The sequence below is a fragment of the Colwellia sp. Arc7-D genome (assembly GCF_003061515.1).
GTDB lineage: Bacteria > Pseudomonadota > Gammaproteobacteria > Enterobacterales > Alteromonadaceae > Cognaticolwellia.
Genome location: NZ_CP028924.1, coordinates 1,526,931 through 1,547,520, shown reverse-complemented (window position 1 = coordinate 1,547,520; position 20,590 = coordinate 1,526,931). Strand labels below are relative to the sequence as shown.

The window sequence follows — 20,590 nt, the reverse complement described above, 5'->3', positions numbered from 1 at the left end:
CTAATTTTTCACTCTTTTGGCTATTGGCTATTCGCCCACTGAGTTAAGGTTTTACCTTCCTCAACAAGTTGCTTTAATAATGCTGCTGGTTGCCAAAAATCTTCACCGTAAGTAACGCCGAATTCACATATGGTTTGATAGATTTTTTCTAAACCTATGGTCTCAGCATAAAACATTGGACCACCTCGGTAGGCTGGAAATCCATAACCAAAGGCGTAAACCACATCAATATCACTCGGACGCTGTGCAATACCCTCTTCAAGTATTTTGAAACCTTCGTTAATCAAAGCAAAAGTTAAACGTTGTAAAATAGTCACATCATTTATTGTTTTGCGCTCAACCCCTCTTTGTTTAGCTTGTGCTTCAATAACTTCAAGTACTATAGGATCAGACATACGCTGTCTAGTGTCAGGATCATATTGGTAATAGCCTGCACCAGTTTTTTGACCTAAGCGGCCCATGTCATATAAAGCATCCGCAATGCAGTAGGTTCTAACATCACCTTTTTCTTCATCAGTTAAGCCCTCACGCGCTTTATAGCCAATATCTATTCCGGCTAAATCGCCAACAGCAAGCGGCCCCATTGCCATACCAAAGTTTTGCATTACGGTATCTATACCTTGAGGTGTTGAGCCTTCAAGTAAACATAATTGGGCTTCTCGCGCATATTGTCGCAACATACGGTTACCAATAAAGCCATAGCAAACGCGAGATAATGCAGGCACTTTTTTAATGGTTTTAGCAATAGCCATCGATGTTGCAAGCACTTGATCAGACGTTTTATCACCGCGAACAATTTCAAGTAATTTCATGACATTAGCAGGACTAAAAAAATGCAGACCAATAACATCTTGTGGTCTTGAAGTAGACTCTGCAATTAAATTTACGTCTTGATAAGAGGTGTTACTGGCTAAAATAGCTCCGGGTTTACATACTTTATCGAGCTTGGCAAATACTTGCTTTTTGATGTCTAGATTTTCAAAAACAGCTTCAATTACCAAATCCATATCAGCTAAATCGTTATAATCTGTGGTGCCTGTGATCAGCTGTTGGCGTTGTGCGGCGAGCTCAGTAGTCAATTTACCTTTTTTAACGGTTATCGCGTAATTTTTAGCGATAATATCTTTACCACGCTGCAATGCTACATCGTTAATTTCCAGCAGTGTCACAGGGATACCCGCATTAACAAAATTCATTGCAATACCTCCACCCATGGTACCGCCACCAATAATACCTACGCGTTTAATATCTTTTAACTGAGTCTCTTTTGGTAAATCTTTAATTTTTGAGGACATTCTTTCGGCAAAAAACATATGGCGTAATGCTGCAGACTGTGACGATTGCATGCACTCTATAAATAAACGTCTTTCAACTTTAAGACCTTCATCAAAAGGTTTATTCATTGCCGCTTCAATACACTCAACAATACGTTGCGGTGCTTCTTGTTTGCGAAAACGTTTACTTAATTGGGCTCTATAATCATCGAAGAACTCTGCTGACGCACCAGTTTTATCAACATCTATGTCTCTTACTCTTTTAAGTACAGCGCCTTGTTCAACAACGTCTTTGGCAAACATAATTGCTGAGGTCAATAAATCGCCTTCAACCACTTTATCAATTAAACCGATACTAAGTGCTTTATCTGCAGAAATTGGCGTACCCGTAGTAATTAAGTCCAATGCGGCTTTAACACCGACTAACCTAGGTGCTCTTTGTGTTCCACCTGCACCGGGTAATAAGCCTAATTTAACTTCAGGTAGCCCAACATTAGCGCTAGCTAATGCACAACGATAGTGACAAGCCAAAGCGGTTTCTAACCCGCCACCGAGTGCGGTGCCATGAATGGCGGCAATAATAGGCTTTGTTGATGCTTCAACTTCGTTAAGCAACTCAGGTAAAGAAGGTAGCATGGGTGGTTTTCCGAACTCTGAAATGTCTGCCCCCGCAATAAAAGTACGTCCTTCACAAATCAAAACTATTGCTAAAGAGGCATCTTTTTGTGCTTGTGCTAATGCCACTTGAATTCCTAATCGTAATGCATGAGAAAGCGCGTTAACCGGAGGGTTATTCAAACGAATAACACCGATATCACCTTCTAATTGATAACTAACAACTGACATAAACTAATTCCTTACTTTTAGAAAGTTAAACACGCTCAATAACGACTGCGATACCTTGACCAATACCAATACACATGGTCGCTAATGCGTATCGACCACCGGTTTTTTCTAATTGACGCAATGCCGTTAGCATAATGCGCGTACCACTAGCACCTAAAGGATGTCCGATCGCAATCGCACCACCATTTTGGTTAATACGAGGATCATCAAAAGCGATACCTAGTTGTTTCATACACCCGAGTGCTTGTACTGCAAAGGCTTCATTGAATTCTAAAACATCCATATCAGCTAAGGTTAACCCCGCTCTTGCTAAGGCTTTTTGTGAAGCTGGAACAGGACCTAAACCCATAACACGTGGTGGTACGCCGGCAATCGCACCCGCTATAATTCTACCGCGAGGTTTAATACCTGCTTTTTCGCCGACTTCTTTACTACCAATAATCATGGCAGAAGCACCGTCGTTAATACCTGAAGCATTACCCGCGGTGACTACGCCATCAAATAATGGTCTTAATTTACCCAGAGCCTCTGCCGTTGAAGCTGGACGTGGATGCTCATCAGCAACAACGGAAATTGGTGGCAACTTTCGGCCTTGTGATACTTCAATGGGAATGATTTCATCGTTAAAAAAACCAGCTACTTTTGCCGCTTCATACTTCGCTTGCGAGCCGGCTGCGAATATATCGCAATCTTCTCTACTGATATTTAAATCACTGGCTATGTTGTCAGCCGTTTCAGGCATTGAATGCCCGCCATAGGCTTTAATAATCTCTGGGTTGGTAAAACGAGCCCCCATGGTGGTATCAAAGATTTCTTGCTGGCGAGAAAAGGCTGAGGTTGCTTTAGCTAAAACGAAAGGTGCGCGACTCATAGATTCTACGCCACAAGCAACAAATAACTCGCCTTCATTGGCTTTTACACATCGAGCAGCATCTAACGCCGCCGCTAAACTTGAACCACAAAGACGGTTAACCGTTAACCCGCCTGTCTCAATAGGTAAACCTGCTAATAATCCTGCAAAGCGAGCCACGTTACGGCTATCTTCACCTGCCTGATTAGTACTACCGGCAATTACATCTTCATAAAGACTTAAATTAAAGTCGTTGCGTTGCACTAAATTTTTTATAAGGTGAGCAAGCATATCATCCGGACGAACAGATGATAAAATGCCTCCATGGCGACCAAATGCGGTTCTTGCTGCATCGTATATAAACGCGTCTTTCATAATTTTTCCTTATAAATTTTTATAATTAACAACGACAGGAAAAGCGATCAATAATTTAGCTGCTTTGTGTTTGTCATCGGTATTTGATAATTCAATGTGAACAACCTGACCTTTCTCTGGGTCAAATTCTGATTTAACCTGCGCAGTAATATCATTTTTTTTCAGTATTGCATCAACGCTAAACTCTGTAGCTTTATTGCGTAATATTGGTTTGAAAACTTTACCAACAGCCGTTAACGGCAAGCTATCGAGTATTTCAATACGTTTAGGTATTGCCGCTCTTTCGCTTATATGCTCTTGGCAGTAGGCCAGTAAGTCCGCTGAAGTAGTTTGTTGTTGATTTTTTAACACCACATAAGCAACAGGTATTTCCCCTGAATGTGCGTCAGGCTGACCAATAGCAACTGATTGGATTACATCTTTATGAGCCAACAACGCATCTTCAATAATCTGCGGATCAATATTATGCCCACCACGAATAATCAAATCTTTTGCGCGACCTGTGAGCTGAATATGCCCTAATGCATTAATAACGCCTAAATCACCAGTATTAAACCAATCATCCTCAACCCAAGCGCCATCATTATCACTTACGTTCAAATAGCCTTGAAAAACATTAGGTCCTTTCACCAAAATAATGCCAGGTTCATTAGTTTCACAAATACGACTAATTTTGTTATCAATTAATTCAACAGCAATCACACGGCTGTAAGGTATAGCGTTTCCGACAGCAACCCCTTCAACATCGTAACCAGGAAGGGTCCTAGCAACCACACAAGAAGACTCTGTCATGCCATAACCATTGGTAACACTGCAATTAAATCGTTGCTGAAAAGATAATTTTAATTCAAGAGGCAAAGGTGCTGAACCGCAGGCTGCATGTTCAAAACATTTCAAGTCAATTTTTTCATCCGGCTGCTGAAGTAGCACCGAAATTATAGTGGGTACAGTAGGAAACCAACATACTTGATACTTATTAACAAAATACCACCAGTTTTTTACTGTATTAGGGTTTCTAAAGCCTTCGGGTGTCATAATCACCACCGTGCGACCAACGAAGAACATAGCTAAACTAGCGGCAATAACTCCAAACACATGGAATAGTGGCAATGCATTCAAAACCGCGGATTTACCATGATAAGCATTAAACCCTGCATAAACTTGCACAACAAAACTAATGTTGTCATGAGATAGTTTTGCTATTTTCGGACGTCCTGTTGTTCCTCCTGTATGGAAGTACATCGCAATATCTTCACCTTTAGGTTGAAGTGTTTCTGCTAGTCTTTCATTTGATTGAGTAGATATAGCATGATTAAAATCACTGACGGTGATATTTTTATGACTGATCTCGCCATAACTATTATCGACGACTAGGACATGTTCAAGTGACGGGACGCGTGCAATAATTTCATGCACTTTTTTACCTAATTCAGTTTCAGCATCAAGAGAAACTGTCACTAACACTTTAGTTTTCACCTCATTTAATATTTCAATAATGTGATCAACTTGCAGAAGGTAATTAATGGGATTAGCAATTGCCACGGCTTGAGAAGCCCATATACTTAGGTGAGTTTCTGTCAAATTGGGGAGTAAAATAGAAACAACATCAGTACGACCAACACCTAACTTTTTAAATAGGTTTGCTGTTTGATTAAGTTTATTAGATAAAGTGGCAAACGTTATTTCTTTCGCAACTTCATCTCGAGTTGCAGTAACATGCTCAGCTATTGCAATATCAGCTGGATATTCATCTGCTGCATGGCAAAAAACATCGTAAGTTGTTTTACAATGATATCGGTCTTGGTAACTTATTTTTTCTAAATCAGCAAGTAACTCTAATTCTGTTAGTTTGGACATTTAAGCGCTCACTCTAATACAAATTTTATATTTCATTATTACTACAAGACTAATTAAGCAGTAAAACAGCTTACGCATTCTGCAATGCGGAACTGTATTTTGCAAGTTTTTTTAAAAAGCTATTTAATGTACTTTATGAAGTCATTAAATAATAACAATTCAATTTAAGAAATAAATAACAGATTAGTGTGAAAAACTTGATTAAACTCATCACATTGATAAAAAATGATAAAATCAATCCTGCAAAATACAATTCCGCAAAGCGGTATCCTGTGGTATCATTTACTTAATACATAAATTCACTGAATTAATACTGAATTAAGTAAAACATGAATGAATAAAATTAAATATCCCCTAACAGCCCCGGCGTTACTTGAACAGAAACTGTCATTTAGGAAATAAGATGACAAGACCTAAAAACGAAAGTTTTTTAATACGGCTTTTAACATCAACTATTCATGTAAAAGAAAACTACTGATGAGTAATGCTAGTGACATGAAACACGATAAGAGCTTAAGCCTCCCCTCTTTTTGGCTATCGCCTTTATGCCTAGTGATTATTTTTTTCACGACCTTGATAACAGAATGGACTGGATACCAACCAACAGCACTTTTGGCTGTATTCATGCTAATAATATTTATTATTATTGAGTGGAAATCTCTAGACTTATCAACAAAAATCATCACATCAGTTGCTATTGGCTTAACAATATCCTTGTTATTGTTGTCTCAAATATCATTAGACCAGCTAGGCATGTTAAGTCGCAGCGTAGTTTTTTTTGCATTTTTTTTAATTGCCCTTGGGTTATTAAAAGAAGCAGCCTTAAGCTCAAATTCAGTTAACCTCACCGGCCATGTACTTTTACAGCAACACCCTGTCAGACGTTATGCGCTGCTCAGCTTTGCTAGCCATATTTTGGGCATATTAATGAGTGTTGGCGCTATTAATTTATTAGGTACCATGATCCAGAGAAGTTTACTTGAAAATAAAGATACCGTTGACACACGAATCAGCAGTACAAGACAGCGGCGCATGATGTTAGCTGTCCTGCGAGGTTTTTGTAGTATACCTTTGTGGGCTCCTACCTCAATCACCATTACGCTATTAGTAACCACTATCCCTAATTTACAGTGGATAGATATTATCCCCTATGGTTTATACCTCACATTAGCGCTACTTTTATTTGGCATTTGGCTCGACCATGTTCAGGCGCCCAAACACCTTAGACATCTTGTGCCAAAAATTTCCAACAATTTTTCAGACTTGAAGGTGAGTTACCCCATTATTATGGTTGTCATCACGTTAGCATTAATATCAGGGTTACTAATACTTACCACTCCATTACGACCGATTTCTGCGGTGTTAGTCAGTGCGCCGATAGTTAGCATAGTTTGGATATATTCGCAGTATCGTCGATCATTTAATAAACTCAGCGCAGTAAAGTTAACGGTTAAACGTTTTGGAACCGACATATTTTTTAGATTACCGTTACAACGTTCAGAAATTGTTTTTTTTGCAGGGTCGGTTCTCATTGGCCGTTTGTTATTGGCGGTGTTAGATCTTGACTGGTTTGCACAACAATTAGCTCATTTGAATATATCTGCTGCGCAGATATTAATTGCATCTTCATGGCTAATATATATAGCCGCACTTTTATTTGTTAGTCCGATGATTTCCGTCACATTAATGGCTGGAGCCTTGTCTCAATTGCCGAATGTCGAACATATGCCAGTTACCATAGCGCTTGTAATGATGATGACTTGGGCTGTAGTTGCCGGTAGCTCTCCGTCTACTACTTCTGTTCGTATTAGCGCTAGAATAACCGAAATTTCTCCCTTTCAAATGGGAGTAAAGTGGAATGGTTTATACAGCATAATAGTACTATTGGCTTTAGACATTTTTCTTATTATATTTGTGTAATTAGCAAGGGTGTTAAACCATTATTCAGCAGTTTACTTGCAATATATGAGCAGAGTTAAATATTGACAACTTACATTAACCAACTGAAATTTAATGAATTTATATCCAGTCAATCTAACAAGGTTACTGAGTTCTCTGTATACAAGCGTTTTACATATGCAAGGAAAGCTTAGTCTATTCGTTCTCTATATGTAATGCATAAGGAGTCTATTCAATCGCTTTTGATACCATTGTAAATAGTATTATGATCTTAGAAGCAAAATTTTTCGTATTTTTTAACTAACGATATAATAACACTAAGGGACACCAATGAAACATAACCTCATCACCTCAAGTATTACTGCTGCTTTTATAATGGCAAGTGCTGCTGCAACTTCAAATGCAGTAGCAAGTGAAAAAGAAATTCAAGCAAATGATTTAGTTGAAATGTTCGAAAAGCTCGGTGGAAAACATCCTGGTTATAGAAAGGCACATGCTAATGGTTTATGTGCATCAGGCACTTTTTTGCCAGCGCCTAATAAGCACTTCACAGGAGCAGCCTTATTATCGAGTGGTGAGTTACCAGTATCACTGCGTTTTTCCGTCGGTGGTGCTAATCCAAATAGTGATGAAAAAGCCCCTGGCACTCGTGGTGTGGGCATGCAAATAAAGTTACCTAACGGCGCTTTACATACTTTCACAGGTAATAACTTCCCTGTGTTTGCTGGCAAAAATCCTGAAGTTTTTTATGGTTTTTTGTCTACTTTACTTCCTGACGAAAATGGTAAAGCTGACCCAGAAAAAACAATCGCATTTGTCGAAAATAATCCAAGCGTTCAAGCTAACGTTTTATGGAATAAAACGGCTAAAACACCAGCGTCATTTGCCAATACTGAGTTTTTTGGTCTTCACACATTTTACTTTGAACAATCGAATGGACAAAAAACTAAATTTCGCTGGAATATTGAACCAAGCTTAGGTGTAAAGACACTGGAAAAAGCAGAGGTTGCTAAAATGCCATCTGAGTTTTTAGCAGATACTTTCGCGCAGCAACTTAAAGATAGCAAAGTTAGTTTTACCATTATGGCGAGCTTAGGTGAGGCAGAAGATAGTGATATTGACCCATCAAAACAGTGGCCAAGTGAACGTGCTAAAGTAGCGCTTGGAACAGTTACGGTTAATACTAGTGGCGGTGATGCATGCAAAAATACTAACTTTGACCCTAACATATTGTCGGCAGGGTTTACCCCAAGCGCAGATCCAATATTAAGAATGCGTTCACCGGCTTACGCTATCTCTTTTGGCAAAAGATTAAGTAATCAATAACTAACCATTTAATAATAATATCTAGTCAAAAGCTAAAACGTTAGCTTAATTAATAATAGTGCAAATAAAAAGGAGTCTCTAGCAACTAGAGACTCCTTTATTTTTTAACGATACATTCTATAAAAGGTTACTAAAATTAAATCAATATTGGTGCTTAGCAAGACTTAAAGCTTAATAACTGCCATTTTATCTTGCGACATATCATGCATGGTATAAGCGATACCTCCGGTGTTATAACCCGAGTGTTTGCGCCCAGCAAAAGGCATCCAATCAACGCGAAATGCAGTGTGATCATTAACCATAACCGCAGTAGCATCTAATTCATTTATTGCCTTCATGGCTATATCTAGATTTTTAGTAAATACCGACGCTTGAAATGCAAATTCTAAAGCGTTAGCTTGAGCAATTGCTTGATTAATATCGTCATAGCCATACACACAAACAACAGGTCCAAAAATTTCCATAGTAGAAACTTTTGCATCTACTGGCGGCTCAAGCAGTACGGTTGGTGCATAAGTTGTTTCGCCTAATCGCTTACCTCCGGTTAGCAATGTTGCGCCTGCTGACACGGCTTCATCAACCCAAGCTTCAATACGATCAACTTCTGCAGGTCGAATAAGGGGTCCACACTCAGTTGATTCATCAATAGCATTACCGACAATAAGTTTTGCTGCACCATCTGCTAACTTTTGGGCGATTGCTTTAGCTTTGGCTTTAGGCGCAAAAATACGTTGTACAGAAACACAAACTTGACCTGAATGATAAAAACCGCCTTTGAGCAAGCTCGGGATCATCGCGTCTATATCGGCACTCTCTTCAATAATTACCGGAGCAACTCCGCCATGTTCTAATGCGCAACGTGTGCCAGGTGCTAATTTAGAGCGCAACATCCAACCTACTTTAGCTGAACCAATAAAACTTAAAAAAGCGACACGAGGATCTGTGATCATTCTTTCAGACGTTGCCGTTTCACACATAACAAAACGGCACCACTGTGGTGGTAATCCCGCTTGATGCAAAATATCAACAAATGCCTTACAAGATAATGGCGTGTCTCCGGCAGGTTTAACAAGCACAGGACAACCCGCAGCAATGGCTGGAGCCACCTGATGTACAATTAAGTTTAACGGATGATTAAACGCTGAAACAGCAACAACAACGCCGATAGGCTCCTTACTGGTATAGGCAATTCTTCCAGCACCCGCTTGGGTTAAATCCATGGGGATTTGGCTCCCCTTTAAGTTGGCTATTTCTTTAGCACACAACTCCACACCATCAATTGCTCTCGTGACTTCTACTCGAGCATCAACCAGCGGTTTACCGCCTTCGCTTGCAATTAAAAGTGCTAATTCATCTGCTCTTTCAGAAATTAACACGGCTACTTTCTTGAGGATATTTATTCGCTCAAATGCTGGTAGCCATTGCTGACGGTCTTTAAAGAGTTGCTCAGAAGTCGTTAAATAATTATCTATCTGTGCCCACTCTAACATCGGCACAGAGCTTAGATAAGTGTGATCATATGGATTAAAAACATCAAGCTTCTCAGCTATCTTACTTTTGTCTAAATCTACCATAATATCCTCTTTAATAGGTTAAAGTTCGTTTGAAAATAAGCAATATTAAAATAACACTTTTAAATCAAACAAACTTTCGCTGCCAACTCATCAATTAATACTTTTTTATTTTCAGAATAATCAACGGGCAATTCAACAAGATGAACCCCTCCCGCTGAAAATGCTTTTTCATAAGTTGCAATAATATCTTCAGCAGACGTAACTCTATGCCCTGTCGCGCCATAACTTTCTGCGTATTTAACAAAATCAGGATTGTTAAACTCTAAGCCCCAATCATCAAAACCAACACTGGCTTGCTTCCAACGGATCATCCCATAAGAGTTGTCGTTTAACACCGTTATCACTAGGTTCAAACCTAAACGAATTGCTGTTTCTATCTCTTGTGAGTTCATCATAAAACCGCCATCACCACATATTGCCATTACGCGTCGATCAGGATGTAACATCGCAACCATCATAGCCGATGGCAGGCCTGCTCCCATGGTAGCAAGCGCATTATCAAGTAATACTGTATTGGGTTGATAAGCTTTATAGTTTCGTGCAAACCAAAGTTTATACATGCCGTTATCAAGGGCTATAATGTCTTTTTCGCCCATAACCTTTCGAATATCTGCAACGAAGCGTTGTGGAATAATAGGAAAGCGAGCGTCATCAGCACTTTCTTCAATATGTTCATCAATCGCGAGTTTTATTTTATCAAAGTAGCTTCTATCGAACTTAACCTCTCCCGCTAATTTATCTTTTAATGCGTTCACTGAAGTCACTAAATCGCCAACAATTTCTGATTGTGGAAAATAAACTTGGTCAACTTGCGCTGATTTATAATTGACATGAATAACTTTCTTACCTCCTGACTCCATAAAAAAAGGCGGTTTTTCAATAACATCATGACCAATATTAATAATGACATCGGCACGTTCAATAGCACAATGTAGGTAGTCACCCGATGATAAAGCTGCAGTACCTAAAAATAGACTTGAGCGCTCATCAACAACGCCTTTACCCATTTGCGTAACAAAAAACGGAATACGGGTAGCATCAATAAAATCAGACAGTGCCGTTCGAACGTTTTTACGGTTTGCGCCAGCGCCAATCAAGATTAACGGCATTTTAGCTGTTTTTATCAGTGCCACCGCTTCGTCAATAGCAACATCGTTAGGACTAGCATAATGGCGCTTATGAGGCATTATGATGTCTGCATTACAGTCTTCTTCTGCAATGTCTTCAGGTAGCTCTAAAAGCACGGCGCCGGGACGTTCTTCTTCACTAAGGCGAAAAGCTTCACGCACTAATGAAGGAATAGTATTACCGTGAACAATTTGTTTAGACATTTTGCAGATAGGATCAAACAAGCCAACCACATCAATAATTTGAAACTGTCCTTGCTTCGAGGTTTTAATTGGTTTTTGGCCCGTGATCATAATTAAGGGCATGCCACCTAAATGAGCATAAGCTGCAGGTGTTGCTAAGTTAGTTGCTCCTGGCCCAAGTGTTGCCATACAAACACCGGCTTTACCGGTAAGGCGCCCATAAGTTGCAGCCATAAACCCAGCACCTTGCTCATGGCGAGTTAAAACGAGCTTAATTGATGACTTACGTAAAGACTCCACCATATCCAGATTTTCTTCTCCTGGTACAGCAAAAATATGATCTACACCTTCCGCTTCTAATGCTTGTACAAATAAATCAGATGCTTTTACCTTGTTTTTCTCAGTCATAATTTGTCCTTTATCAGTCCTGCAAAAATGTTTTTAAGATAATATCTACTCAGCTACCCTAACATTGAATCACCTTAAAACAACTTGTTACACGCTTAATAGCGGCATAACATTGTCAACTATATTTAACGATTGAAAGTGTGTTTTAGATCAATTAACGTTGTTAACTAAATAAATTAGACAGCTCACTCACGTTTGAGGAAGTAAAAGTAACCCTACTGAGCATTGCGATAGCAACAATGATAATTACCGAAGAATGATCAACTAACAATTCCCCTAAATTTCGCTTAGGCTATATTTCATCATTGGTTAAAAAAGGTGGATAAGAGTGAAAGTAATCTGTGATATTTAATGGTAAAAAATTTGCTTTTATGGCCGCTTAAGTTCTACATTTTTAGTTGTAAAACTGAAGTAATCTCCGCCCATTTTACCCACTGAATCAATTGATTTTTGATTTATACTGCCATCGTTATACAGGTCATCTCGAACATAAACATACTTTACATCGAGAAGGATTACCGTACCGCCTGTGGGTAAATCACTTACCGGAATAACTTCTCTTAAAGTACACTCGTATCGAATTGGCGCATCTTTAACTGAGCTAGGCTGTACTTTATAACTTGCACAACTTTCAACGTCAGCGAAATCGAATTCACTCTCATCAATTTTCAGACTTGCACTGGTCAGATTCATTTTTTCTAATAAAGCGGAATTAACGATATTGACAACACATTCACCCGTTTCAATTAAATTTTGCAAGGTGTCTTTATCAATGCCACTTCGTTGTGTTACTTGGGTATAAAGCAGCACAGGAGGATTACAGCTTGCGACTGTAAAAAATGAATAAGGCGCTAAATTATCAATATTATCGCGTGAACGGGTACTGATCCAAGCGATTGGTCTGGGAGTTATACCACCATTTAAGAGACGATACTTTTCTTGGTTTTCTAATTTAGCAACATCAAAAATCATTTATTTTCCATTTAATTTTACTTACATTTGACTGTAAATATACTAGGTATGCAATGCCGTTGAAGTTCAGTTCACCGACTAAACATATAGTAAGCCAAATAAGTTAATTCAATCATACTTCATATATTCAGGCTAATCGCGTTGGTACAAAGACTCAATCGTGCTTGATTCTATAGAGTGTAGATTTATCATGTAACCTGCTAATGCACCAGAGGCGTTTTCTGGCAATTCGATTTTTTCGACAGCCAGTGCATGAATTGTAAAACGATAATGATGCAAACCATCGCCTTTAGGTGGGCAAGCGCCACTAAAAGCTGGAATACTGAAATCATTTTCTATTTGAGTACTCCCGATTGGTGTACTAGTATTTTTTTTACTACCTGCGCCGGTTGGCATTTCCATTACTGTCATTGGTATGTTTATTATCTGCCAATGCCACCAACCACTGCCTGAAGATGTATCGGGGTCATAAGCTGTAATAGCAAAACTTTTGGTGCCTTTAGGTGCGTCAGACCATTTAAGGTGTGGTGACAAGTCTCCTCCTGAACAATTATAGCCATTGAATTCATGTATTTTAGACATAAATTCACCTTGTATAATATCCTGACTTGTTAATGTTAGCGGTGCTGAAAAAACCGATACAGATACGCTGAGTGATAAAACTAAAAGTAGTTTAAGTTTAATAAGCATAATGACCCTTATTTATTTTTATATTATTTGATCAAAAGCGCGATTAAAAGGCGCTCTTCGGTCTGATACATTCCTGTGTCCGCAACATACCGTAATTTCTGTACATAAAAAATCCGATGATTTTAACCATCGGATTTTTATCTCATCAGTCAACAAAGCCAAGATTAATACCTTATCTTCATGAGTAAATGACTTAACTTTTTTGTCTCATTTTAGTGATTACTCACCAAATTTATGCACAACGCTGATTTTAAATGTACGACCTAAAGGGTTATGTGTAAATGGGTCATAGTTTAAATCTAAACGAGCAAAAGGAGGCTCTTCATCCGTTAAATTACTTACCGTTAAGTTAACCTTGGTTAGATCATCATTAAAGATATAGTTATAACTTAAATCAAGCTGTACTTGGCTATTAATGACTTGACCTCTAGTGTTAGTGGTAAATAACGAATCTCGTTCATCTTTATAATCACTTACATAATAAGCAGATAAACTAATATTATGATTCTCGAAATCGAAGCTATTGATCATGGTAGCTTTATACTTAGGTATTGGACGATTAGAGTTAGTATTATTTAGGAAACCAGCTGCGTCAAAAGCTTCTGATAAATCATCACCAGCCACTTTATATTCCGCGGTATACGTTCCATTCATGTCCAAGGTCCAATAATCGGTAACATTTAAGCGTAATTGAACGTCAATACCACTTGTTTTAACATCAGCGCCATTGATAATTTTAGTTTCAATACGTTCAACTGTGTTTGCGTTACCAGGCTCTGTCCATTGCACTTGATCAACATAAGGTTGTTTACCGGCAACTGCAGCAGCTAATACTGCATTATAGTTTTCAACAATGATTGGATCACTTAGGTCAAAGGACCAAAAATCAACGGTTGCGAATAAGCGATCATCCCAAAACTCACCAATAACACCAAAGTTTAGTGCAACAGCAGATTCAGGTGCTAAGGCACCATTTCCTTGAGTATCAACAGCTTTAAAGGCGGCAGGAGCTCCAACATAAGAAAGCGTTGTATTACTACCTTCTAGTTGATTAAGTGTTGGTCCTCTAAAGGTTGTACTGGCAGAACCTCGTAATGAAAAGTTATCATTAATGGTGTATTGCGCTGATACTTTTGGATCTAAGGTATCACCAACATCTCCGCCATAATCCTCATAACGTAAGGCTATTTGCATTTTTAAATCATCTGATACTGGTAACGCTAATTCACTAAATAAAGCATAAATACTTTGCGATGAATCTTGATTTAACTCACCACTACGAAAATGAAAAACCCCCGTTGGGTTTGCACAATCTGTTTCACCCATTACTGGACATGGATTTATAGCTAAATTTCCTAGGTCATTAACTTCATTTGAAAAAGATTCATAACGATATTGAGTACCAACAGCAAACTCAACAACACCACCGTCCAATTCAATATCTAAATCACCTGAAAGTAAGCCATCAAGCACTAATAATTCAGTGGCTTTTTGCGAAGTTCTTGTTCCTGAAACATAATCTAACACCTCTTGAGTGTTAGCTAGTTCAGCTTGATAGTTTGGGTTAGTCGCACCATTAGAAGCCGATGTTTCAATGCCGTTAGAAAACGGATTAAAGAATAAACAGCCATTTGCACCGGGTACACCCGCATCCATATCACAATTATCGCCACCATAACCTAACAAAGCATTCTTTAATGGTACGATTAAGGTATCGGGGTTACTGCGATAATCAAGTTTTGAATTTGAATAAGCAAAACCTGTTTCCCAGTTATAGCCATTATCAAATTTACCTTCTAGGTCTGCTGCAATACGATAAGTTTTATAGTCTAAACCACCTTCACTTGACGGCCCAGTAACACCTACGGTGCGACCAATATAAGCGACGCGATTTAACGAAGGGTGAGGAGCACTAGCAAATTCAGGATTGCTCGCCACTAAAGCTTGCCATGCTGGATGATAGGTCGGTACATAACGATCTGAAAAATCGACCAACTTTTGTGGAGGATAAGACGGCGAGCCATAAGTGGTGGGAACCTCAGTTTCTGAATACAACACTTCAACATGTAATCTAATATCATTGTTAAAGTCATGGTTTAATTCACTAAAAACTTTTAAGTGTGTATCACCATCATTTAATGCTGAGAATGGCGTATATTGAAATCTACATAAACCCGCTTTTGTTCCGCCTAATACTTCACAACCTGGATCTAATAAATATTTAGGTTGTGAATCATCACCAAGCCAAGCAGCATTAAATATCGACGGCGGATTACCTATTGATGACCAACCACCTTGCGGGTTAGCAGCATAATCTTGTACCGCCCAATCTTTATCTGCAGTGCTTATAGTGTTGGTTTTATCATAGCTCACAGAAGTTACCCAATGGGTATCATCATTGCCTAAGCCAAAGATTAAACCTAAGCCGTAATCGCCATCACTATCTTGTAAATTTTTATAGTCCGCTTTTACTTCTAAGCCTTCAAAATCGCCTCGGGTTGTAAAGTTCACTACACCTGCTATTGCATCAGAACCATATATAGCTGCTGCACCTTCTTTTAACATGTCAACGCGCTTAACGGCCATTGAAGGAATATCTTGGGTGTTAACATAAAGCATTTGTTGGTCAACAATAGAGTAAGGGTTAAAGGTGTGTCTTTTACCATTAATGAGTACTAATGTACGCCCTGCCCCGAGTCCTCTTAAATTAATGTTCGAAGTACCTTCGGTGCCATTAGAGCCGTATTGATTAGAATTACCTTGAATACCAGAGCTAATTGACAATTTTTGTGTCATTTCAACGATAGATGGAGAGCCTATTTTTTCTAAATCGGCTCTACTAATTGTTTGTACAGGTGCTGAGGTTTCAAGTGCTGAACCTTTTAAATGAGATCCAATAATTTGGATTTTCTCAATATCTTTTGCATCTGCTTCTTTTACTTCTTCGGCATATATGGCAGTGCTGCCCATTAACCCAAGCACAGCACTGATGGCGATTGTTATAGCATTTTGCTTTAATCTGGTATTTTTCATCTGCTTCCCCGTTATTCACTTTGTTTTATTATGGTTTTAATATTTTCAATTAATGGCTATTAGATAACTGCCAATAGTCATTAATTATTCTGTTAACTGCGATGATTCTCCGCCAGCGTCTTGGTTGTAAAGTAATAATAAATTCGCACATAAAATATTTATAAAGATTCATAAAAACTGCACTTACAGTCTTCTATCTAGAGCATATTCTGCGTTAAACAATCATTTATTAATCCAACCGCGATAAGGTTAATTCCTGCGTCGTTCAAATTAAAAACAGTTTAATAAACCCGCACACTAATAAACAATTCGAACCGATACTAGTTCTGCCTAGCGGAATATGCAAGTACTTTATTTAACCATAAGTTCCACTTAATTTAAATTTAACCTAATATTAACATTAACGCTGACAACATTTATTTAGAGCAAAAATTCTATATTTATTGTTTATTAAGTGTATACAGAGGTATTAGTTATAATTACAGCTTGATATTATATTAATCATGTGTTCCACTGTGCGGAATATAAAATTTCTAAGGGATTGTAAATGATTCGAGATAAAGAAATGTTGGATCAATTTCTCAACAGTATTTCAAAGTTCGTTAGAGAACGTTTAGTTCCTGCGGAAAATGAAGTAGCAGAAAATGACGCTATTCCAGAAGATATTGTGCAAGAAATGAAAGCCATGGGCTTGTTTGGTATGACCATTCCTGAAGAGTATGATGGCTTAGGCCTGACTATGGAGGAAGAAGCGCTTGTCGCCATTGAGTTAGGTAGAACATCACCGGCTTTTCGCTCACTCATTGGGACTAACAATGGAATTGGCTCTGCAGCTATTGTATTCGACGGAACAGACGAACAAAAGCAAACCTACTTACCTAAATATGCCACAGGTGAGCTAATTGGATCTTTCTGTTTAACAGAGCCAGACGTTGGCTCTGACGCCTCAGCAGTAAAAACTACGGCAATAAAACAGGGTGATGAGTATATTATTAATGGTACTAAGCGTTTTATTACTAATGCACCAAGAGCTGGCACTTTTACCGTAATGGCTCGAACAGATTTATCGATTAAAGGCGCTAAAGGTATATCTGCCTTTATTGTAGATGCCTCTACGCCAGGCATTACATTGGGTGCTAAAGATAAAAAGATGGGTCAGCAAGGATCACATACCTGTGACGTTATTTTTGAAAATTGTCATGTCCCGGCCAAAAATATTATTGGAGGGGTAGAAGGAAAAGGCTTTATAACGTCAATGAAAGTATTAGATAGAGGCAGATTACATATTTCAGCCTTAAGTGTCGGCATTGCTGAACGTTTAATTGACGATGCATTAAGGTATGCAATAGACAGAAAGCAATTTGGAAAACCCATTGCCGAGCACCAAATGATTCAAGTCATGTTAGCAGACAGTAAAGCTGAAGCTTACGCCGCAAAATGCATGGTACTTGATGCTGCAAGACAAAAAGATTTAGGCAAAAAGATAAGTACTGAAGCATCTTGTTGTAAATTGTTTGCCACAGAAATGGTTGGCCGAGTCGCTGACAAAGCTGTTCAAATTCATGGTGGTGCAGGTTATATTTCAGAATACGCAGTAGAAAGACTTTATCGTGACGTTAGGTTATTCAGGTTATACGAAGGTACGACACAAATTCAACAAATGATTATTGCCAAAAATATGATCAGAGATATTCAATAAATTAAGACCAACGAAGGATTTGCACAATGAATTTAAATTTTACCGCCCAAGAAAAAAACTTTCAACAAGAAGTGCAGCAATTTTTGCAAGATAAATTGCCAAAAAACATCGCTCAAAAAACCAAAAATTCGATACATTTATCAAAAGATGAATGTATCGAGTGGCAAAAAATACTGCACAAACAAGGTTGGTCAGCACTTAATTGGCCAGTTGAGCACGGTGGAACCGGTTGGACACAAACGCAAAAATATATTTTTGCCAATGAATGCGCTAAAGCCGGTGGCCCAGATGTGATCCCTTTTGGATTGAAAATGGTTGCACCTGTCATTTATACCTTTGGTAATGAAGAACAAAAACAACGTTTTCTACCTGATATATTAGCCAGTAATGTTTGGTGGTGTCAGGGTTATTCAGAACCTGGTGCAGGCTCTGATCTTGCGTCGGTTAGAACAACAGCGGTAAAAGAAGGCGATGAATATGTTGTTAACGGCACCAAAACATGGACAACACTCGGGCAACATGCTGATTGGATATTCTGCTTAGTTAGAACAGGAGAGCCTAGCGCGAAAAATCAAGAAGCGATCAGTTTCCTGTTAATCAACATGAACGACCCTAAAATTACTGTATCACCCATTATTACTATTGATGGTAGACATGAAGTTAATGAAGTTCACTTTGATAATGCGCGAGTACCTACTGAAAATCTTATCGGCGTGGAAGGCAAAGGTTGGACATACGCTAAAGTCCTATTAACACATGAGCGAACAGGTATTGCTCGGGTTGCTATTTCCAAAGATCGCCTAGTGCAATTAAAAACCTTGGCTCAAACATCTCCGGATGGAGATAACAAACTGATTGATGACGCTATTTTTGCGCAAAAAGTCGCACAAGTAGAATTAGACTTATTAGCCCTAGAGTATACTGAGTTACGCACCCTTTCAGCCATTAGTACAGGTCAAGCACCGGGACCAGAATCATCAATATTAAAAATTGTTGGCACCCAAGTTATTCAAGCGATAGACGAGTTGTATGTTGAAGCCGCTGGGTACTACTCAATGCCATATGTTCCTGAGCAATTCAATGATGACTTTGACGGGCAAAGCATTGGTCCTGATATGGCAACGAATAGTTCATTACGTTACTTTAATAACCGAAAAGCATCCATTTACGGTGGCAGTAACGAAATTCAAACTAACATCATCAGCAAAGCCGTTTTAGGCCTTTAAATTAGTATTAGGAGTTTACAATGGACTTTTCGTTAAATAGCGAACAACAAATGATTCAAGATAGTGTATCGAAGTTTATTCTCAACGATTACGATTTTGAAACACGTAGAAAAATACTCGAAACTAACACAGGTTTTAGTCAAGAAAATTGGCGCTTATTTGCTGAACTTGGCTGGTTAATGCTGCCATTTACCGAAGAAGACGGTGGTTTAGGTGGTTCTATGGTCGACCTTATGCTGGTCATGGAAGAGTTTGGTAAAGGCATGGTCGTTGAACCATTTTTAGCAACTGCCGTTATGTCAGGTGGCTTAATTGCCTTGGCGGGTAATCCTGCACAAAAAGACGATTACCTACCAAGAATCATGGCAGGTGAACTACAAATGGCTTTTGCCTATGCTGAACCACAAAGCCGTTATCATTTAAATAATGTAAAATGTAGCGCTAGTGAAAACAATGGTGAATTTGTTATTACAGGTCATAAGTCTGTCGTGTTAAACGGTAATCATGCTGATACTTTAATCGTTGCCGCGCGAACTTCAGGGGCAACAAATGACAACAATGGCATCAGTTTATTTCTTGTTGATGCTAATCACCCAAGCGTTAAACGTGAAGGTTATGCCAATGTTGACGGACACCAAGCCGCTGACATTTGGTTTGATAATACCCCGACCCTTGGATTGTTAGGTGAGCAAGACAATGCCTTGCCAGCCATTAATAATATTATCGACAAAGCCACACTCGCTGTTTGCGCCGAAGCTGTTGGTGCCATGCAAATAGCCAATGAACGCACAGTAGAGTATGCAAAAACACGTAAACAGTTTGGTCGTACTATTGGTACTTTCCAAGCACTGCAACATCGACTAGTAAATATGTTTATCGAGCACCAACAAGCTAAGTCGATGCTGTTAATGGCTGTATTAAAAATGGACAGTAATAATGGTCAAGATGCCAAAGCATTATCGGCAGCGAAAAGTCGAATTGGTAAAGCAGCAAACTTAGTGGGCCGTGAAGCGGTACAACTGCATGGTGCTATAGGCATGACTGATGAGCTTGATGTAGGTCATATATTTAAACGATTAACTACCATACAATTTTTGTTTGGTAGTACTGATATTCATACCAAACGTTTTGCATCTTTATAACCCATTAATTAGTCATACCTCATAAAAAATGCCTTGAATTGATTCTGTACAATTCAAGGCATTTTTATTATCAATGTAGAAATAATCAAAACATTAGTTTATATCCGTA

General features: G+C 38.7%; 13 protein-coding genes. 5 read left to right on the top strand and 8 right to left on the bottom strand.

The window, feature by feature from the left end:
• Nucleotides 1-20: 20 nt before the first annotated feature.
• The 3 genes from DBO93_RS06700 to DBO93_RS06690 are packed head-to-tail and all read right to left on the bottom strand — an operon-like array spanning nt 21 to nt 5,202.
• On the bottom strand, nt 21-2,120 hold the full coding sequence (locus tag DBO93_RS06700) for a 3-hydroxyacyl-CoA dehydrogenase NAD-binding domain-containing protein (protein WP_108455623.1): 2,100 nt from the start codon (nt 2,118-2,120) through the stop codon (nt 21-23).
• 25 nt (nt 2,121-2,145) lie between these two features.
• Nucleotides 2,146-3,345, bottom strand: a complete 1,200-nt coding sequence (locus tag DBO93_RS06695) for a 3-oxoadipyl-CoA thiolase (RefSeq protein ID WP_108455622.1) — start codon at nt 3,343-3,345, stop codon at nt 2,146-2,148.
• Nucleotides 3,346-3,354: 9 nt separating this feature from the next.
• Nucleotides 3,355-5,202: an acyl-CoA synthetase gene (locus DBO93_RS06690; protein ID WP_108455621.1), complete on the bottom strand. Its 1,848-nt coding sequence runs from the start codon at nt 5,200-5,202 to the stop codon at nt 3,355-3,357.
• A 624-nt stretch (nt 5,203-5,826) separates the two neighbouring features.
• Between DBO93_RS06690 and DBO93_RS06685 the strand changes: the two genes are divergently transcribed.
• Both DBO93_RS06685 and DBO93_RS06680 read left to right on the top strand, forming a co-directional pair.
• Nucleotides 5,827-7,122 carry a hypothetical protein gene (locus DBO93_RS06685; protein WP_239059134.1) on the top strand — a complete coding sequence of 432 codons (1,296 nt, stop codon included), beginning with the start codon at nt 5,827-5,829 and terminating at the stop codon, nt 7,120-7,122.
• A gap of 309 nt (nt 7,123-7,431) precedes the next feature.
• Nucleotides 7,432-8,427 (top strand): catalase family peroxidase, encoded by a 996-nt coding sequence (locus DBO93_RS06680; RefSeq protein WP_108455620.1) that lies wholly within the window; start codon nt 7,432-7,434, stop codon nt 8,425-8,427.
• A gap of 164 nt (nt 8,428-8,591) precedes the next feature.
• Here the strand turns inward: DBO93_RS06680 and DBO93_RS06675 are convergent, their stop codons facing one another.
• From DBO93_RS06675 to DBO93_RS06655, 5 genes are all read right to left on the bottom strand, one after another.
• Nucleotides 8,592-10,001: an aldehyde dehydrogenase family protein gene (locus tag DBO93_RS06675; RefSeq protein WP_108455619.1), complete on the bottom strand. Its 1,410-nt coding sequence runs from the start codon at nt 9,999-10,001 to the stop codon at nt 8,592-8,594.
• A 59-nt stretch (nt 10,002-10,060) separates the two neighbouring features.
• Nucleotides 10,061-11,719, bottom strand: a complete 1,659-nt coding sequence (locus tag DBO93_RS06670) for an acetolactate synthase large subunit (protein WP_108455618.1) — start codon at nt 11,717-11,719, stop codon at nt 10,061-10,063.
• 369 nt (nt 11,720-12,088) lie between these two features.
• On the bottom strand, nt 12,089-12,691 hold the full coding sequence (locus DBO93_RS06665) for a flavin reductase family protein (RefSeq protein ID WP_108455617.1): 603 nt from the start codon (nt 12,689-12,691) through the stop codon (nt 12,089-12,091).
• Between the two features lie 132 nt (nt 12,692-12,823).
• Complete coding sequence (locus DBO93_RS06660) at nt 12,824-13,381, bottom strand: YbhB/YbcL family Raf kinase inhibitor-like protein (RefSeq protein ID WP_108455616.1); 558 nt, start codon at nt 13,379-13,381, stop codon at nt 12,824-12,826.
• A 219-nt stretch (nt 13,382-13,600) separates the two neighbouring features.
• The gene (locus DBO93_RS06655) at nt 13,601-16,414 is read right to left on the bottom strand and encodes a TonB-dependent receptor (RefSeq protein WP_108455615.1); all 2,814 of its coding nucleotides are present in this window, start codon (nt 16,412-16,414) and stop codon (nt 13,601-13,603) included.
• Nucleotides 16,415-16,961: 547 nt separating this feature from the next.
• Between DBO93_RS06655 and DBO93_RS06650 the strand changes: the two genes are divergently transcribed.
• From DBO93_RS06650 to DBO93_RS06640, 3 genes are read left to right on the top strand one after another with little or no spacing between them, the layout of a single operon-like run.
• Nucleotides 16,962-18,113, top strand: a complete 1,152-nt coding sequence (locus DBO93_RS06650) for an acyl-CoA dehydrogenase family protein (RefSeq protein WP_108455614.1) — start codon at nt 16,962-16,964, stop codon at nt 18,111-18,113.
• A gap of 26 nt (nt 18,114-18,139) precedes the next feature.
• Complete coding sequence (locus DBO93_RS06645; RefSeq protein ID WP_108455613.1) at nt 18,140-19,339, top strand: acyl-CoA dehydrogenase family protein; 1,200 nt, start codon at nt 18,140-18,142, stop codon at nt 19,337-19,339.
• 20 nt (nt 19,340-19,359) lie between these two features.
• Nucleotides 19,360-20,481 (top strand): acyl-CoA dehydrogenase, encoded by a 1,122-nt coding sequence (locus DBO93_RS06640; protein WP_108455612.1) that lies wholly within the window; start codon nt 19,360-19,362, stop codon nt 20,479-20,481.
• Nucleotides 20,482-20,590 lie beyond the last annotated feature (109 nt).

Bases quoted from the DNA above. Each gene is read 5' to 3' on its own strand.
- DBO93_RS06700 (WP_108455623.1), bottom strand. From the start codon at position 2,120: ATGTCAGTTGTTAGTTATCAATTAGAAGGTGATATCGGTGTTATTCGT.
- DBO93_RS06695 (WP_108455622.1), bottom strand. From the start codon at position 3,345: ATGAAAGACGCGTTTATATACGATGCAGCAAGAACCGCATTTGGTCGC.
- DBO93_RS06690 (WP_108455621.1), bottom strand. From the start codon at position 5,202: ATGTCCAAACTAACAGAATTAGAGTTACTTGCTGATTTAGAAAAAATA.
- DBO93_RS06685 (WP_239059134.1), top strand. From the start codon at position 5,827: ATGCTAATAATATTTATTATTATTGAGTGGAAATCTCTAGACTTATCA.
- DBO93_RS06680 (WP_108455620.1), top strand. From the start codon at position 7,432: ATGAAACATAACCTCATCACCTCAAGTATTACTGCTGCTTTTATAATG.
- DBO93_RS06675 (WP_108455619.1), bottom strand. From the start codon at position 10,001: ATGGTAGATTTAGACAAAAGTAAGATAGCTGAGAAGCTTGATGTTTTT.
- DBO93_RS06670 (WP_108455618.1), bottom strand. From the start codon at position 11,719: ATGACTGAGAAAAACAAGGTAAAAGCATCTGATTTATTTGTACAAGCA.
- DBO93_RS06665 (WP_108455617.1), bottom strand. From the start codon at position 12,691: ATGATTTTTGATGTTGCTAAATTAGAAAACCAAGAAAAGTATCGTCTC.
- DBO93_RS06660 (WP_108455616.1), bottom strand. From the start codon at position 13,381: ATGCTTATTAAACTTAAACTACTTTTAGTTTTATCACTCAGCGTATCT.
- DBO93_RS06655 (WP_108455615.1), bottom strand. From the start codon at position 16,414: ATGAAAAATACCAGATTAAAGCAAAATGCTATAACAATCGCCATCAGT.
- DBO93_RS06650 (WP_108455614.1), top strand. From the start codon at position 16,962: ATGATTCGAGATAAAGAAATGTTGGATCAATTTCTCAACAGTATTTCA.
- DBO93_RS06645 (WP_108455613.1), top strand. From the start codon at position 18,140: ATGAATTTAAATTTTACCGCCCAAGAAAAAAACTTTCAACAAGAAGTG.
- DBO93_RS06640 (WP_108455612.1), top strand. From the start codon at position 19,360: ATGGACTTTTCGTTAAATAGCGAACAACAAATGATTCAAGATAGTGTA.